Origin of the sequence: Desulfovibrio porci (assembly GCF_009696265.1) — a bacterium.
Classification (GTDB): domain Bacteria; phylum Desulfobacterota; class Desulfovibrionia; order Desulfovibrionales; family Desulfovibrionaceae; genus Desulfovibrio; species Desulfovibrio porci.
The window spans coordinates 1-14,379 of sequence record NZ_VUMH01000018.1; the positions used below are offsets into that span (position 1 = coordinate 1).

17 protein-coding genes are annotated in these 14,379 nt (G+C 64.0%); 8 read left to right on the plus strand and 9 right to left on the minus strand.

Annotated features, from left to right (window positions below; translation table 11 throughout):
- On the minus strand, positions 1–234 hold a 234-nt coding region (locus tag FYJ44_RS14770; protein WP_229772713.1), incomplete at its 3' end, for a hypothetical protein.
- Positions 235–334: 100 nt separating this feature from the next.
- Here FYJ44_RS14770 and FYJ44_RS13155 point away from each other — a divergent pair.
- Both FYJ44_RS13155 and FYJ44_RS13160 read left to right on the plus strand, forming a co-directional pair.
- Positions 335–766 (plus strand): ArsR/SmtB family transcription factor, encoded by a 432-nt coding sequence (locus FYJ44_RS13155; RefSeq protein WP_154512903.1) that lies wholly within the window; start codon positions 335–337, stop codon positions 764–766.
- Positions 759–2,702: a heavy metal translocating P-type ATPase gene (locus FYJ44_RS13160; RefSeq protein WP_154512905.1), complete on the plus strand. Its 1,944-nt coding sequence runs from the start codon at positions 759–761 to the stop codon at positions 2,700–2,702. The genes FYJ44_RS13155 and FYJ44_RS13160 overlap by 8 nt, the downstream gene beginning before the upstream one ends.
- A gap of 85 nt (positions 2,703–2,787) precedes the next feature.
- On the opposite strand, the gene FYJ44_RS13165 is transcribed toward FYJ44_RS13160, so the two are convergent.
- From FYJ44_RS13165 to moaA, 7 genes are all read right to left on the minus strand, one after another.
- Positions 2,788–3,999: a metallophosphoesterase gene (locus FYJ44_RS13165; protein WP_154512907.1), complete on the minus strand. Its 1,212-nt coding sequence runs from the start codon at positions 3,997–3,999 to the stop codon at positions 2,788–2,790.
- A gap of 86 nt (positions 4,000–4,085) precedes the next feature.
- Positions 4,086–4,451, minus strand: coding sequence for an ACT domain-containing protein (locus tag FYJ44_RS13170; protein WP_154512909.1), 366 nt, complete (start codon positions 4,449–4,451; stop codon positions 4,086–4,088).
- 12 nt (positions 4,452–4,463) lie between these two features.
- Positions 4,464–5,126, minus strand: coding sequence for a YczE/YyaS/YitT family protein (locus FYJ44_RS13175; RefSeq protein WP_154512911.1), 663 nt, complete (start codon positions 5,124–5,126; stop codon positions 4,464–4,466).
- A 16-nt stretch (positions 5,127–5,142) separates the two neighbouring features.
- Positions 5,143–6,132: a Holliday junction branch migration DNA helicase RuvB gene (gene ruvB / locus FYJ44_RS13180; protein WP_154512913.1), complete on the minus strand. Its 990-nt coding sequence runs from the start codon at positions 6,130–6,132 to the stop codon at positions 5,143–5,145.
- Positions 6,132–6,743, minus strand: a complete 612-nt coding sequence (gene ruvA / locus FYJ44_RS13185; protein WP_154512915.1) for a Holliday junction branch migration protein RuvA — start codon at positions 6,741–6,743, stop codon at positions 6,132–6,134. Before ruvA ends, ruvB begins: the two co-directional genes overlap by 1 nt.
- A gap of 160 nt (positions 6,744–6,903) precedes the next feature.
- The gene (locus FYJ44_RS13190) at positions 6,904–7,323 is read right to left on the minus strand and encodes an EamA family transporter (protein WP_229772714.1); all 420 of its coding nucleotides are present in this window, start codon (positions 7,321–7,323) and stop codon (positions 6,904–6,906) included.
- Complete coding sequence (gene moaA / locus FYJ44_RS13195) at positions 7,323–8,327, minus strand: GTP 3',8-cyclase MoaA (RefSeq protein ID WP_154512917.1); 1,005 nt, start codon at positions 8,325–8,327, stop codon at positions 7,323–7,325. The genes FYJ44_RS13190 and moaA overlap by 1 nt, the downstream gene beginning before the upstream one ends.
- A gap of 65 nt (positions 8,328–8,392) precedes the next feature.
- On the opposite strand from moaA, the gene FYJ44_RS13200 reads away from it, so the two are divergent.
- Positions 8,393–8,671, plus strand: a complete 279-nt coding sequence (locus FYJ44_RS13200; protein WP_154512919.1) for a DUF5334 domain-containing protein — start codon at positions 8,393–8,395, stop codon at positions 8,669–8,671.
- Between the two features lie 156 nt (positions 8,672–8,827).
- Here FYJ44_RS13200 and FYJ44_RS13205 read toward each other — a convergent pair whose 3' ends face one another.
- The gene (locus FYJ44_RS13205; RefSeq protein ID WP_288230683.1) at positions 8,828–9,403 is read right to left on the minus strand and encodes a hypothetical protein; all 576 of its coding nucleotides are present in this window, start codon (positions 9,401–9,403) and stop codon (positions 8,828–8,830) included.
- A gap of 201 nt (positions 9,404–9,604) precedes the next feature.
- On the opposite strand from FYJ44_RS13205, the gene FYJ44_RS13210 reads away from it, so the two are divergent.
- The 5 genes from FYJ44_RS13210 (at position 9,605) to FYJ44_RS13230 (ending at position 14,373) form a co-directional block, all read left to right on the plus strand.
- Positions 9,605–9,979, plus strand: coding sequence for a hypothetical protein (locus FYJ44_RS13210; RefSeq protein WP_154512921.1), 375 nt, complete (start codon positions 9,605–9,607; stop codon positions 9,977–9,979).
- Positions 9,980–10,002: 23 nt separating this feature from the next.
- Positions 10,003–11,352, plus strand: coding sequence for a tRNA (N6-isopentenyl adenosine(37)-C2)-methylthiotransferase MiaB (gene miaB, locus FYJ44_RS13215; protein ID WP_154512923.1), 1,350 nt, complete (start codon positions 10,003–10,005; stop codon positions 11,350–11,352).
- The gene (locus FYJ44_RS13220) at positions 11,346–11,963 is read left to right on the plus strand and encodes a bifunctional nuclease family protein (RefSeq protein WP_154512925.1); all 618 of its coding nucleotides are present in this window, start codon (positions 11,346–11,348) and stop codon (positions 11,961–11,963) included. The genes miaB and FYJ44_RS13220 overlap by 7 nt, the downstream gene beginning before the upstream one ends.
- Before the next feature lie 326 nt (positions 11,964–12,289).
- A complete protein-coding gene (locus tag FYJ44_RS13225; RefSeq protein ID WP_154512927.1) occupies positions 12,290–12,697 on the plus strand; it encodes a hypothetical protein in 408 nt (135 codons plus the stop codon).
- 137 nt (positions 12,698–12,834) lie between these two features.
- Complete coding sequence (locus FYJ44_RS13230) at positions 12,835–14,373, plus strand: response regulator (RefSeq protein WP_154512969.1); 1,539 nt, start codon at positions 12,835–12,837, stop codon at positions 14,371–14,373.
- Positions 14,374–14,379 lie beyond the last annotated feature (6 nt).

A 14,379-nucleotide genomic window follows, 5' to 3' on the forward strand; every position in this document is an offset into this window, starting at 1 on the left:
AACGACTTTTTTTCGTTTCGCGAACATTTTTTTCGCTGCGGTCAAAAGTTGTTGTTCAGTCGCGGGAAGTGGAAGATATCCAGACGCCCTCTCCCTGTCAACGCCTTTTTGTAAAATTTTCCTCACTAACTTGTCATCTTGCCCGAAAATCCGCATAAAACAAGGGGTAGCGGGCAGGCGAAGAGAGGCCCCGCGCGCAGTATATTTCGTTATCTGGCGAAACATGCTTGACATATCAGGCAAGCTTTCCTATATTTCGCTTCAGAACGAATTGAAAAAGATATTCATCTGCTAAAGACCGGCCGCAACCCGTTGACCGGCAACGGAGATGCTCATGTTCAACTTTCTCAATCTGGTCCGCGCCTTGGGGGACGAGAGCCGCGTCCGCATACTCATGGCCTTGCGCCACCGCCCTCTCTGCGTCTGCGAAGTCACCACACTGCTGGGTCTGGCGGCTTCGACCACCTCCAAGCATCTCTTCCTGCTGCGGCAGGCCCGACTAATTGAAAATATTAAGAAAGGCCGCTGGGTCTATTACCGCCTGCCGGAAAATCCCACGCCCAGCGTGCGCGACGCCCTGATCTGGCTGGAAAAAGAACTGGCCGACACCCCGCAGATATTGCAGGACGCCGCCGCCCTGCCGGGCATCTTCCACAACAAGAACATCCACGCCTTTCTGGAACAAAAGCATATTCCCGCCGCCACCTGCGACGCGCAGGACGCGGAAAACCAACACGTCCGCTCCGGGAGAAAGAACCATGTGTAATACCTGCAGTATTGACGACCACCATTGCTCCTGCACCGCCTGCTCCGGCCAGGATCACGATCACGAACATGAGGTCGGCGGCGAACGCCGGGAACTGCTGCTCATGGGCGTTTCCGCCGTGCTTTTCGCCGTGGGTATGCTGGCGGACGCTTGGCTGGAAACCTTTCTGCCGGTCTGGCTGGTGACAGGCCTCTGCTATGTGCTGCCCTACGCGCTCTGCGGCTACGACGTGCTCCGTCAGATGCTGCGCAATATCGCACGCGGAGATATTTTTAATGAATTCACTTTGATGGGCGGCGCAACCATCGCGGCTATCGCCCTGGGCCAGTTGCCCGAGGCTGTGGGCGTGATGCTTTTTTACCGCATCGGCGAATTTATGCAGGAACGCGCTGCCGGTAATTCGCGCCGTTCCGTCAAGGCTCTGCTGGCGGCCCGTCCCACCACGGCCCACGAAATGCTGGCCGACGGCGCCACGCGTGACGTGAGCCCCGAGGCTCTGGGACCGGGCAGCCGCATTCTGGTCCGGCCCGGCGAAAAAATTCCGCTGGACGGCAAAGTGCTGGAAGGCGAATCCCAGGTGGACGCCTCGCCCCTGACCGGCGAATCCGTGCCTGTGCGCATGGTTCCCGGCGGACAGGTCCATGCCGGAACCATCAACCTGAACGGCGCGCTGACCGTGGAAGTGACGGCCCCCTTCGCGGAGTCCTCCATCGCCCGTGTTCTGGAAATGGTGGAAAACGCCGCCGCGCGCAAGGCTCCCACCGAGCGTTTCATCACCCGTCTGGCGCGCTGGTACACCCCGGCGGTGAGCGGCCTGGCCCTGCTGGTGGCCGTACTGCCGCCGCTTTTCGGGCTGGGAAGTTTTCAGGAATGGATTTACCGCGCCCTCGTGCTGCTGGTCATTTCCTGCCCCTGCGCCCTGCTCATTTCCATCCCGCTGGGCTACTTCGGCGGCATCGGCGCGGCGTCGCGCCGGGGCATACTGATCAAGGGCGGCGCGGTGCTGGACAACCTGCGCGACATCCGCGTGGCCGCCTTTGACAAGACCGGCACCCTCACCGAAGGCGTGTTCGAGGTCAATGCCGTGCTGCCCGCGCCCGGCGTCAGCCGCGAGGAATTGCTGGCCGCCGCGTCCCTGGCCGAAAGCCGCTCCAACCACCCCATCGCCCGCTCCGTGCTGCGCGCCGCCCAGGCGGCGGGCAGCGCCCCTGACGGCGGCGCCATCACGGACATGCGTGAAATCGCGGGCAAGGGTGTGGAAGTGACCGCCGACGGCGCGCAACTGCTGGCGGGCAATGCGGCCCTGCTGGAGGCCCATGACATTACGCCCCTGCCGGTGGACATGCCCGGCAGTGTAGTACAGGTGGCCCGCAACGGCCGCGCGCTGGGCGCGCTGGTGGTGTCGGACCGGATCAAGCCGCAGGCTCCCGGCGCGCTGGAAGCCCTGCGCCGCCTGGGCGTGGACGTGCTGGCCATGCTCACCGGCGACCGCGAAAGCCAGGCCAGGCCCGTGGCAAAGGAATTGGGGCTGGATGTGCTCAAGGCCGACCTGCTGCCCGAGGACAAGGCCAGCGCCCTGGAAGCGCTGGGACCCGCGCGCCATACCCTGATGGTGGGCGACGGCATCAACGACGCGCCGGTGCTGGCCACCGCCGGGGTGGGCGTGGCCATGGGCGGCCTGGGCGCTGAAGCGGCCATTGAAACCGCCGATGTGGTCATCCTGGACGACAACCCCCAGCGCCTGCCGGAACTGCTGCGCATCGCCCGGCGCACCCGGCGCATCGTCTGGGAGAACATCATCCTGGCCCTAGGCATCAAGGGATTATTCATGGCCCTGGGCATCGTGGGCCTTTCCGGCCTGTGGGAAGCGGTCTTTGCGGATGTGGGCGTGGCCCTGCTGGCCGTGCTCAACGCCTCACGCGCCGGACGGATGTAAAAGCGTGGAAGATGGGCGACTGATCCGGCAGATATGAAAAGGGCGGAGGCTTTAGCCGCCGCCCTTTTCATATCCGGCTTCGCGTTCAGGCAGGCCGTGCGGCGGCGCAGCGCAAGGTGATGAGCGCGATTTCCGAGGGCACGCCCACGCGCAGGGGAAAGCCGTTCCAAAGGCCCGCGCCGGAACTGACGTACAGCGGCATGCCCGCAACCCGGTACCAGCCCCGCACATAGCCTTTGTTGAACAGGGCCACCACGGTGCTCAGGCCCGGCGCGTGGCCGCCGTGGGTATGGCCGGAAAGCTGCAAATCCATCCTGTTTCGGGCGTTGCGCGCGGCATTGCCCGGCCTGTGGTCAAGCAGAATGCGCACCGCCCCGTCCGGCGCTCCGGCCAGGGCCGCCGCCAGATCCGGTTCGGGCAGGTTGAAACGGGCGGCCACCGGATCGGTGACCCCGGCCAGCACCAGTTCATGCCCGCGTATCCCGAGCACCTGATGGTTGTTCAGCAGCATGCTCATGCCCAGATCGGGAAAAATCTCCGTCCAGGCCTTGAACCCGCTGTAATATTCGTGGTTGCCCGCGCAGGCCAGCACGCCGTGCCGGGCGCGCAGACGGCGCAGTTCCGCCACGCTTTCCGCGCGCGCCGCGGGCAAGCCGTCCACCATGTCCCCGGTCAGAACCACCACATCCGCCGCCTGGGCGTTGACCCTGTCCACCACGGCCCTGACCCACTCCCTGCCCAGCAGCGGACTCACATGCAGATCACTGATCTGCGCCAGCCTGAGGCCGTCCAGAGCCGCAGGCAGCCGGGGCAGAATGACTTCCCGTTGCCGGACCTCGGGAACGACCACGGCTTCATGGACGCCATAGGCCGTGGGGGCCAGAACCAGACCCGCCAGCGAGGCGCGGCCCAGAACGGAAGCCGGAGCGACGGCCAGGCTCGAAGCCAGAAAACGCCGCCTGCCGGAAGAAAAAACAGGGCTTTGCCGCTTCTCCCGCCGCAAGGCGTGCCCCGCCCAACGAACGAACCGAACTCCCAAGCGGACAATATCCCGGATCAGCGTCAGCGCGAAAAGAAAAAGCAGACTGCTGAACAGCCAGCCCTGAAGCATCAACACCCACGACGGCAGATTAGGCGCGGACAGCCCGCCGAAAAAAAAACCGTTCAAAAGGTATTCCTGCGAGGCAAGAAAAAGCGCGGCTCCGGCCGCAGCCTTACCGGCGCGGCTCAGGCCCGACGGCAGCACCAGCCGGAAAAACAGATATAAAAAAAGTACAAAGGCAGGCAGATAGAGCATTACAGGGCGGCCTCCTCAATGGGGTCGGAATCAGAGAGAATTGTGACGCGGACAGGCCGGGCGGCCGGAAGCGGCGCAGCCCCGTCTCAGGCCGACTCGTGGCCCGCCCGCTTCAAGGCGGCCAGAGCCTCGGCAAGCTTCTCGCGCTTCACCAGAATATAATCCGTGGCGTAAGTGGATACGGCGAAGATGCTGATGCCGCAACGCGCCAGCAACCCGGACAGTTCGGCCAGCACGCCCACCTGGGAAAAATCCAGCGTGCCTTCAATGCGAAAGGCCTTCCAGCCGTCCTCGCGGGCCGGGGCGTCGTCCGGCGCGGCCGCAGTCCGGCAAACCAGAGAAAGCTCCCGATCCGTCTTGCCCACAAAGATAAAATCATCCGTAAAATCAATGTGTTTCAGGCTATGCACCTGGCAGACGGAAAACTCGCCATCCAGAACCGTGATGATCATATCCGCCCCCTCTCAATGCCGAATCAGTTTTCTGCCGTGGAAAAAGGGCGTCAGATGGCGCGTCCAGCGGGAGAAAAAGCGGACGCAGAAGCCGGTCAGCACGGCGACGATCACCGTGCCCTCGCGCAGACCCACCACAGTGTGCAGGACGGCAAAGGCCAGACCGGCGGCCACGGCCACCAGGGAAAGGTCAAAAAGCATCTTGATGTTGCCGAAAATCTTCCGTGTGCGGTAGGCGATGGCGATGACGACGCCCTCGCCGGGCAGCACGGTGGCGTCGCTGACGATTTCCAGGCTGACGCCCAAGCCCAGCACGGCGCAGCCGACCAGGCAGAGCAATATCTGCAGCGGATAGACGTCGGTAATCAGAGGCCGGGTCAGCCACATGCAGAGGTCGATGAACACGCTGAACATCAGCACCGCCGGAAGCTGCAAAAGATGCAAGACGGAAAATTCCTTCCAGAGCAGAAGCTTCTGGGCGGCCACAAGCAGGATATTAAGCAGAAAAGTGGCCGCGCCCAGACTGAGCGAAAAAATGGCGCCCAAGGCGAACGGCAGGCTGGTGATGGGCGTGGTGCCCAGGTTGGCGTTGGTGACCAGGGCGATACCCATAGCCATGATAAAGGAAGCGACGCAAAAACCGGCGTAACGCCGGACAGGATTCTTTTTCTTCATTGGCGACACTGGTAGTTCAGGAGAGCAGCAATTTCAAATGCTTGTATGCCCTGGCCGTGGCCATGCGGCCGCGCGGCGTGCGCTTGAGAAAGCCGCACTGGATCAGGTAGGGTTCGTAAATGTCCTCAATGGTCCGCACTTCCTCGGAGCAGGCCACGGCCAGGGTTTTAATGCCCACAGGCCCGCCGTCGTAGTGCGTGATCAGCACTTCCAGCAGCTTGCGGTCCATCTGGTCCAGGCCGTGCTCGTCCACATCCATGCGCTTGAGAGCGGAGGAGGCTTCCCCGCCCGTGACCTGTCCGTTGCCGTGGACCAGGGCGAAATCCCGCACCCGGCGCAACAGGCGGTTGGCGATACGCGGCGTGCCGCGCGCGCGGCGGCCGATCTCCTCCGCGCCTTCCGGGGTCACCTCCACGCCCAGAATGCGCGCCGTGCGTCGCACCACCCGGGCCAGGTCAGCGGGGCTGTAATATTCCAGCCGGGCCACGATGCCGAAGCGATCCCGCAGGGGCGAGGAGATCAGGCCCATGCGCGTGGTGGCTCCCACCAGGGTAAAGGGCTCCAGGTCGATCTTCACCGTGCGGGCCGCCGGGCCCTGGCCGATGACCAGATCCAGCTTGAAATCCTCCATGGCCGGATAGAGCACTTCCTCCACGGCAATGGGCATGCGGTGGATTTCGTCCACAAAAAGGATGTCGTGGCGGCCCAGATTGGTCAGAATGGCCGCCAGGTCGCCGCTGCGCTCCAGCACCGGCCCCGAGGTGCAGACCAGATTGACGCCCAGTTCGGAAGCCATGATCTGGGCCAGGGTGGTCTTGCCCAGCCCGGGATTGCCGTAAAAGAGGGTATGGTCCAGGGCCTTGCCCCGCTCCCGCGCGGCGTCCAGATAGACGCGCAGATTGGCGCGCAGTTCGTCCTGGCCGATAAAGTCGTCCAGGCTGCGCGGTCTGACGCTCTCGTCCAGACCGGCTGCCGCGTCCGGCGGGTTGCCGTCAAAATCCGTCATCAGGCTCTCCCTCTGGCCAGCGCCTTGAGCGCGGCCCTGAGCGCCCCGGTCACGTCCAGATCCGGCTCTTCATGCAACAGCTTTTTGACCAGAGGCGCGCATTCCTCTTCGGCATAGCCAAGATTGGCGAGGCCGTCCAGCACGTCCCGGAACACCGAGCCGGGCTGTCCGCCCACAAGCAACGCGGCGGCCTGGGGCGTGTCCTCCACCTTGAGCTTGTACTTGAGCTCCAGAAAAACGTGCTGGGCCGTCTTCTTGCCGATGCCCGACACGCGCGTCAGGGCCAGCACGTCGTCCTCCAGCACCAAGCGGCGCAGGTCGTCGGGCCGGAAAATGGACAAAATGGCCAGGGCCGTGCGCGCGCCCACCTTGGAGATGGACACCAGCACCTCAAAGGTCTGGCGTTCCTCAAAGGAGGCGAAGCCGAACAGCTCCAGGGCGTCCTCGCGCACGGCCAAACTGGTGTACAGCGCCACGGAGCCGCCCTTGCCGGGCAGGGCCGCCAGGGTGTGGGCGGGCAGGGCCACTTCGTAGCCCACCCCGCCTTCCGTGACCACAAGGCAGGCATTGCCCCAGACTTCGGCCAGGCGGCCTTCAATATATGCGATCATACAACTCTCGGATTATGCGCGCAGCCGCGCGGAACTCGGGCGGCTGCCGCTTCCCCGCCGCCTTACGGAGACGGGAACCATGTTAAATGAATGCAAAACAGCGTTTTTTGCAAGTCCCGGAGCCGTCCCCGCAGCAGCCGCCCACGAAGCCGAACCGGTTTCAGAGCAGCAGCACCAAGGAACCCGCCGTGATCAGCAGACCGCCCACAATGACCTTCAGGCTGACGGGTTCATGCAGAAAAAGCATGGCCAGAATCATGGCCAGCGGAACGCTGAGCTTGTCCACGGGCGCGACCCTAGAAACGTCGCCCAGTTGCAGGGCCTTGAAATAACACAGCCAGGAAAGGCCCGTGGCCAAGGCCGAAAGCAGCAGAAAAAGCAGCGTGTGACCGTCAAGGCTTCTGATGCCTCTGGCCGCGCCGGTGCAGAACACAATGCCCCAGGTCAGCACCAGAATAAAGCTTGTCCTGATGGCTGTGGCCAGATTGGAGTCCACGTTCCCCACGCCCATCTTGGCAAAAATGGCCGTCAGAGCGGCGAAAAAGGCGGCTCCCACGGCGTAGACGCCCCACATGGTCATCAACCTCCGATGCCGACCATCTGCCGCGCCGCCACGGCCGCTCCCTCGCGCCGGGCGCGCAGCAGGTCCGCGCCCACGGGCTTGTCCGCGCAGGCCCGACGGATCACCCCCGCCAGCGCTTCATCCGTAATCCGGGGGTGACGCAGCAGACCGCGCAGGCGATATTCCTTGTCCGCGAACAGACAGGTGCGCAAGGCTCCCTCGCTGGTCAGACGTAGGCGGTTGCAGGTCAGGCAGAAATGGTTGGTCAGGGGCGAAATGAAGCCCAGCCGCCCCAGGCCGCCCTCAATGCGGTACATGCGGGCCGGGCCGGATTCGGCCTCCGCGCCCGCTTCCACGGGGATCAGGCGCGCGCGGCGCGCGGCCTCTTCCCGGATGTCGTCGGCGGACCAGAAATTCTCAGGGCTCCAGAGCGTACCGCTGCCCATGGGCATGAATTCGATGAAGCGCAGGTCCAGGGGCATGCTCCGGGCCGCATGCACAAAGTCGTCCATCTGTCCGTCGTTGACGCCGCGCATGGCCACCACGTTGATCTTCACCCGGATGCCTGCCGCCAGCAAGCCGTCCAGCGCGCTCAGCACCGAAGGCAGCATGTCCCGCCCCGTGACCCGCGCGAAGGTGGCGCGGTCAAAGCTGTCCAGGGAAAGATTCACCGCGCTCATGCCGATACGCTGCAGCAGGGGGATGTGCGGCTCCAGCAGCGTGCCGTTGGTGGTGACGCGCAGGTCCATGTCCGGAAAACGCCCGCGCAGCATGGCCAGGAACGCCTCGCAGCCCTTGCGGGCAAAGGGTTCGCCGCCGGTCAGGCGCACCTTGCCGATGCCCAGGGCGGCGGCAATGCCCACCATGCGCGCCATTTCCTCATAGCGCAACACCTGCGCGTGGGGAATACAGCGCTGCCTGGCGTTGCTGCGGCAGTACAGACAGCGCAGATTGCAGCGGTCCGTCACGGAAAGGCGCAGATAGCGCACGCTGCGGCCGTGGCCGTCATGCAGGGCGCGCATGGGCTCCTCCGTCGGCCGGACGCGTCCTGTTGCCAAGAACGCGAAATGGATTTACATCTGCCTGCATGAAACACCTGCTGCTTGGGGCGGCCATTGCGGGCTGCCTGGTTGTGCCGCTGACGGTCCTGGCGTGGGACGGTTTTGACGCCGCCACCACCGATCTCGTGGAAATAACGCCCGACAGGCTGCCCTCTCAGGGCGACACTGTGGATGTCCGCAACTACGATACCGACGCCTCCCAGACCTGCCTTGTGGAAAGTGTGACCCGCAACGCCCGCACGGTGGAGGTGGTGGTGCGCACGCCCCAGGGACTCAAGCGCACCCTGGTCATGGAAGGGCGCTGAAAGCCCGCCCCACCAGAGCAATTTAACTTTACGATTAAGCTGGCGGCTGCGAGAGCAGCCACCCGCCACGAAAGCGTAAGCGCAATGTATTTACGCCGGTAAGCGCCGAAGTGGGCTTCAAATGTTACGAATCTACATTCTTAACATTAATTCGCTCTACGACCTGTTTTCCTCTTCCTCCCGCTCATACCCCGGCAACAGCACGCCGGCGCTCTCGGCCTGCCCCTGGCCTTTGGGACAATGAGACTGCATGTGGCAGATCTCACAGCCGCCGCGGAAGGGGTAGTGGGTCACCACCGCGTAACGGCGGCTGAGCAGGGACGAATCCTCACTCTTGTAAGGCAGGCCCAGACCGCTCAGGGCCTCGCGCAGAGCCTGCGTGGGACGCGGCGAGGGCGCGCAGCCCCCGTCCTCCACCTGCGGCAGCAATTCCTGCACGGCGGCCATGCACATAAACTGGGCCAGATTATTGATCAGAAAGCCGTCCGACGCGGATTTGCCCCAGGCTTCGTCCACGGCCTCCTCCACGCTTTCCGGCAGCCAGATCGCCAGATAGGAAATTTTGCCCGTGCCCACTTCGCACACTTTCAGTTCCGGCAGCCACCGGCCCCAGAGATTCACGAGCCGTTCCAGGGTCGCGCCGCCCAGGCGCGTTTCCCGGCTCAGATTCATGAAGGCTTCCATGTCGAAATAGGGCTTGATCTGATGCTCGACAATGCTGGTCTCGCTCACGTGCTCTCCTTCAAAAGGGCGGATTCGGATGCGGGCGCAACGGAACAGCGCCGCCTCTCCCGCTATTGTAACCAAGGGGCGCGCATCGTCAAGGGCGCGTCCGAGGACGATCCGCCGGGGCGCGGCGGCTTTACTTCCCCGCGCGCCTTGCGTATTTATGGGACGCACATATTCCGGCGACCTTTCACAGAAGGAGCTTCCATGAACAAAAATGACGCCCCTCCGGCCAAGATCCGCTACAAATATGAAATGGCGCCAGAGGCCCGTCTGCAGACAGCCCACGGCGTCTGGGGCGGCATCAACCCCCAGGGCGAAATTGAAATGAATTTCTACCATGAAAGCGACTGCCTGCCCGCCTACTCCGAGCGGCTGATTACGCCGGACGGTTCCATCGGCCACGAAATCACGCCCGAGGATGACGAGCAGCGCGACGTCACCCGCCACATCCACAGCCGCGTGCTGCTCAACTATCACACGGCCCGCGCCATCCTGGAATGGCTGGAAGACCGTGTAGCCGCCTTGGAAGAGGAAGGCCCGCCGGACATGTACGATACGGATTCAGGCATTGAACAATAAATTTCCAAAGAACGCGCGCGGCCATGTCTGAAAAAAGCTTCCATATCATTACCTTCGGCTGCCAGATGAACGTGCACGACTCCCAGTGGCTGGCGCGCGCCCTCATGGCGCGCGGCTTCACGGAAGCGCCGCTGGAAGAGGCCGGCGTGGTGGTGGTCAACACCTGCTCGGTGCGTGAAAAGCCGGAACAGAAAGTCATGAGCGCCCTGGGGCGGATACGCCAGGTCACGGGCGGCGCCCCCGGCGTGCTGGTGGCAGTGGCGGGCTGCGTGGCCCAGCAACTGGGCACGACCTTTTTCGAGCGTGAAAGCCAGGTGCGCCTGGTGGCGGGCAGCGACGGCATCAGCGGCGCGCCCGCGGCCATTGAGCGCCTGCTGGCCGAGCCGGACCTGCGCCTCTCCCTGCTGGATTTCACCAGCCGTTACGTGGAACGCGAGGCGGGCACCGACGGCCCCTGCGGCCCGGTGGCCTATGTGAACATCATGCAGGGCTGCGACAATTTCTGCGCCTACTGCATCGTGCCCTTCACCCGAGGCCGCCAGAAATCGCGCGCCACCCCGGCCATCATGGACGAATGCCGGGCCCGGCTGGATCAGGGCGCGCGCGAAATCACCCTGCTGGGCCAGAACGTCAACGCCTTCGGGCGAGACAAAAGCGGCGACGGCGTGAGCTTCGCCCGGTTGCTGGCGCAGGTGGCCGCCCTGCCCGGCCTGGAGCGCCTGCGCTTCGTGACTCCGCATCCCAAGGACATGGGGCCGGAAGACGTGGCGGCCTTCGCGGACCTGGCTCCGCTCTGCCCCCGCCTGCACCTGCCCCTGCAGGCCGGTTCGGACGCGGTGCTCACGCGCATGCGGCGCAAATACGACCGACGCGGCTTTCTGGACCTGGTGGCCGCCCTGCGCGCGGCCAGGCCGGATCTGGCCCTTTCCACGGATCTGATCGTGGGCTTTCCCGGCGAGAGCGAGGAAGATTTCCAGGCCACGCTGGAGATGATGGAAGCCTGCGACTTCATGTCCAGTTTTTCCTTCTGCTATTCGGACCGGCCCGGCGCTCGGGCCGCGCTTTTCCCGGACAAGATTCCGCCCGAGGTCCAGCAGGAACGCCTGCTGCGCCTTCAAACCCTTCAGGACCGGCTCAGCCGGCGCTGGCTGGACGCCCGTGTGGACCGGGAAACCTGCCTGCTTATCGAAGGCAGAAGCCGCAGGGACGGCCCGGACGAAGAACCCAGCTGGCAAGGACGCGACCCCTACGGCGCGCCGGCCCACGTCGCCCTGCCGCCGGACGCGGACCATACCGGACGCATGGTCCCGGTGCGCATCACGGAGGCCAAAAAACACAGCCTCATGGCCCGGCGGACAGGTGAACTATGGTAGAAATGCGCGTATTCGGCCTGACCATCGACCCCCAGACCAAAACCCCCATCGTGATCCTGAAGGAAACCGACGGGGAGGTGGTGCTGCCCATCTGGGTGGGAGCCATGGAAGCCATGGCCGTTTCCCTGGTGCTCAACAACGAGCGTCTGCCCCGGCCCCTGACCCACGACCTTCTGCTGATGAGCCTCAACGCCCTCAAGGCCGAGCTGCTCAATGTGGAAATCACCGAACTGAAGGACGGCGTCTACTATGCCCTGCTGGTGCTGCGCGGTCCTGAGGGTCGGGTGCGTGTGGACTGCCGCCCCTCGGACGCCATTGCTCTGGCCCTGCGGGCCGGAGCGTCCATTCTGGTCAATCCGGACGTGCTGCGGCGCTCGGCGGAAGCCCAGGAAAAGGCCGGACAGCGCCTGCGCGAGGAGGCCCCCCCTGTCCAGGCGGCCGACGCGGCCACGGACATGATGCGCAAAGTCAGCGCGCGCAAGGAAGTGGACCTGCTTAACGGTCTGTTGAGCCGCGACGGCGTCCTGCCCGCCGAGAACAATCCCGACGAAGAGGAACGTTACCGCGACCTGCTGCGTTCTCTGGACCCGATTTCCCGTCGCAAGATGTAGCCGCGCACCGCCAACGTTCCGGACCGCGCGGATTCCGCGCCGTTCACGCGTACGATGATCCGGCGCGCTCCCCCTGATGGACCTTATCCCCGCCGGCTCCCGTGCGCTGTCGCGCCGTTTCCATCGAACAAAAAAAAGCGGCCTCCCGCCATCGGCTCCGCAAGCCCATATCAGGCTACTTTTAGCTTTTTTCTAGAAATTTTCTAATATTATCATGCTGATATAATTATATATTTATAAATTTTCGGCGGACTCCCCCCCAGCGGCCCCTAAAGGTTTTTCCCTGTTATTCCGATAGGCAGGGCATAACACGGATGGAAAAAGCTATGTTGGATTACCGCCGCTTTAAGGAAATCAACGACCTCTTCGCCTCCAGTCAGCCGGAAAAAGCGCGCCGTCTGCTCATGGAAATGCAGTCGCGCTGCATCGCTCTGCGCGATGAAATGAGCATGCTCAAGGTCCGCCTGCAAACCTTTGAAGATATTCTGTATCTTTCCCAGAATCTCTACGAGGAATACGGCTTTTACTGGCTGCGCACCGCCGGGATCAAACAGGGACCGTTCTGCCCGCACTGTTATGAAAGCGAAGGCGCTCTGATCCGCCTGGAAAAACAGCATAAATCCCTGCTCTGCCCCTATTGCAGCACCAGCTACAAAGGCACCGTCCGCGTCATGACCGAAACGGCAGAGCCCCTTGCCGGACGCCAGGCCCGCATACTTCCCTTTGCCAAATAACCGGACCGCGCAGCGGAAAAGCCCTCCCCGGCACTTGCCGGACGGCGAAAGCGGTTATAATATATGAGTAAGGTAAAGGCCACGGCGCCGCAACGGCCGCTGTGGCCTTTACCTGTTCAAGGATAATGGATGATTGTATGACCAGCCGCAGCCTGCCCAGCGTTCTTCTGCTCAGCGAAAGCGAACCGCTTGCCGCTCTAGACAGGCGCGCCCTGCGCGACGCGGGTGTGGCCCGGATCAGGGTTTTAACCTCGGGCATCCAGGCGGCCCGCATACTGGCGGGCCTGGCCTCGGACAGCCAGGGTTTTCAGCCGGACATCATCGTCTGCGGCCAGAAACTGGCGGACATGGACGGCGAACAGTTCTGCGCCATCCTGCGCCTGCACCCCCGCCTATTGGCTATGCCCATTCTGCTGATCCTGCCCAACGACAGCGAAGTGGAGCAACTCAGGACTCTGGGTTGCGGGGCCAGCGCGCTTCTGGGCCGCCCCTATTCCGTGACGGCTCTCCGGGACCAACTGGTCATGCTGGCTGCGTCGCAGCCGCGTCTGACGCAATTGCAGCAGGCCGCGCGCTATGCCGACACCAAGGCTTTTGACGCGGCCCTGTCCACCTACGGCATTCTGCTCAAGCCCGTGCGCCAGCCTGAGGATTACTTCCGCGTGGGCATGCAGTGCCTTCAGCAGAACCGCTGGAACAACGCCATCAACGCATTCCAGCGCGCTCTGCGCAACGCCCAGATCAAGGGCGAGGCGGAACTGGGTATGGCCGTGGCCTGGAAAGGCAAGGGCGACCTCTCGCGCTTCCGCGCCTGGCTGGCCAAGGCCGCCGCCACATTTGTGCGCGCCCGGCGCTGGCACCGCGCCCGCGCCGCCTACGCCCGCCTGCTGCAGGATGATCCTTCGGCCAAAAGCCCCTTTCTCAGCCAGGCCCGACAGCTCATGCGCCAGGGCCACTACGACGAGGCCGCCGACACCCTGGCCCAAGGTTTTGAGGTGACGCCCAAGGTCCAGGTCTGCGACAAGATCGCCCAGACCTGCCTGAGCGCCGACGAACCGGAGCGCATGCTGCGGGCTCTGGAAGCCAGCCTGGGACGCGCCATGGGCGCGCGGGGCAACCGCCTCAGCGATGACATCCGCGACAGCCTGGACGCTCTGGCCCGTGAGCAGGAGGCGCGCCGCCGCCAGGCCGCGGCCGAGCGCCAGTGGAAGGTCTCCCGTCTGCTGGCCGGGCAGAAGGAAAGCGGGGAGGAAGCGGAAGCCGCGTCGCCCCCGGAAAATTCGCCTGAAAACGCGCCGGAGAATGCGGCGGAAACCGGCTCGCAAGCCGATGCGCCGGAGCAGACGGCCGCCAAAACTCCGGCCAAAGGGCGGCCCCGCACCAACCAGATCATCGCCACCAGCGTTCCGACGCCGGAGGAAGGCGCCGCGCGTGCCTCTCTGGACCTGCGGCTGGATGACTTTCCCGAGGCCGACGGCCGGGACCAGCGGACAGACTCACGTTCCGACGACGCGCGCGGCGCGGCCCAAGCCGATCAGGCCGTGGTGCTCGCGCCCCTCACCGAAGCCGAAGCCACCAGCGGGCTTTTTACGGAACGCCCCAGGCTCAACGAGCTGCTTTCGGTCATGAAGCTCACCTGGAAGCTGGTCCGCCGCGACAAACAGGCAAAACCATAAGCCATC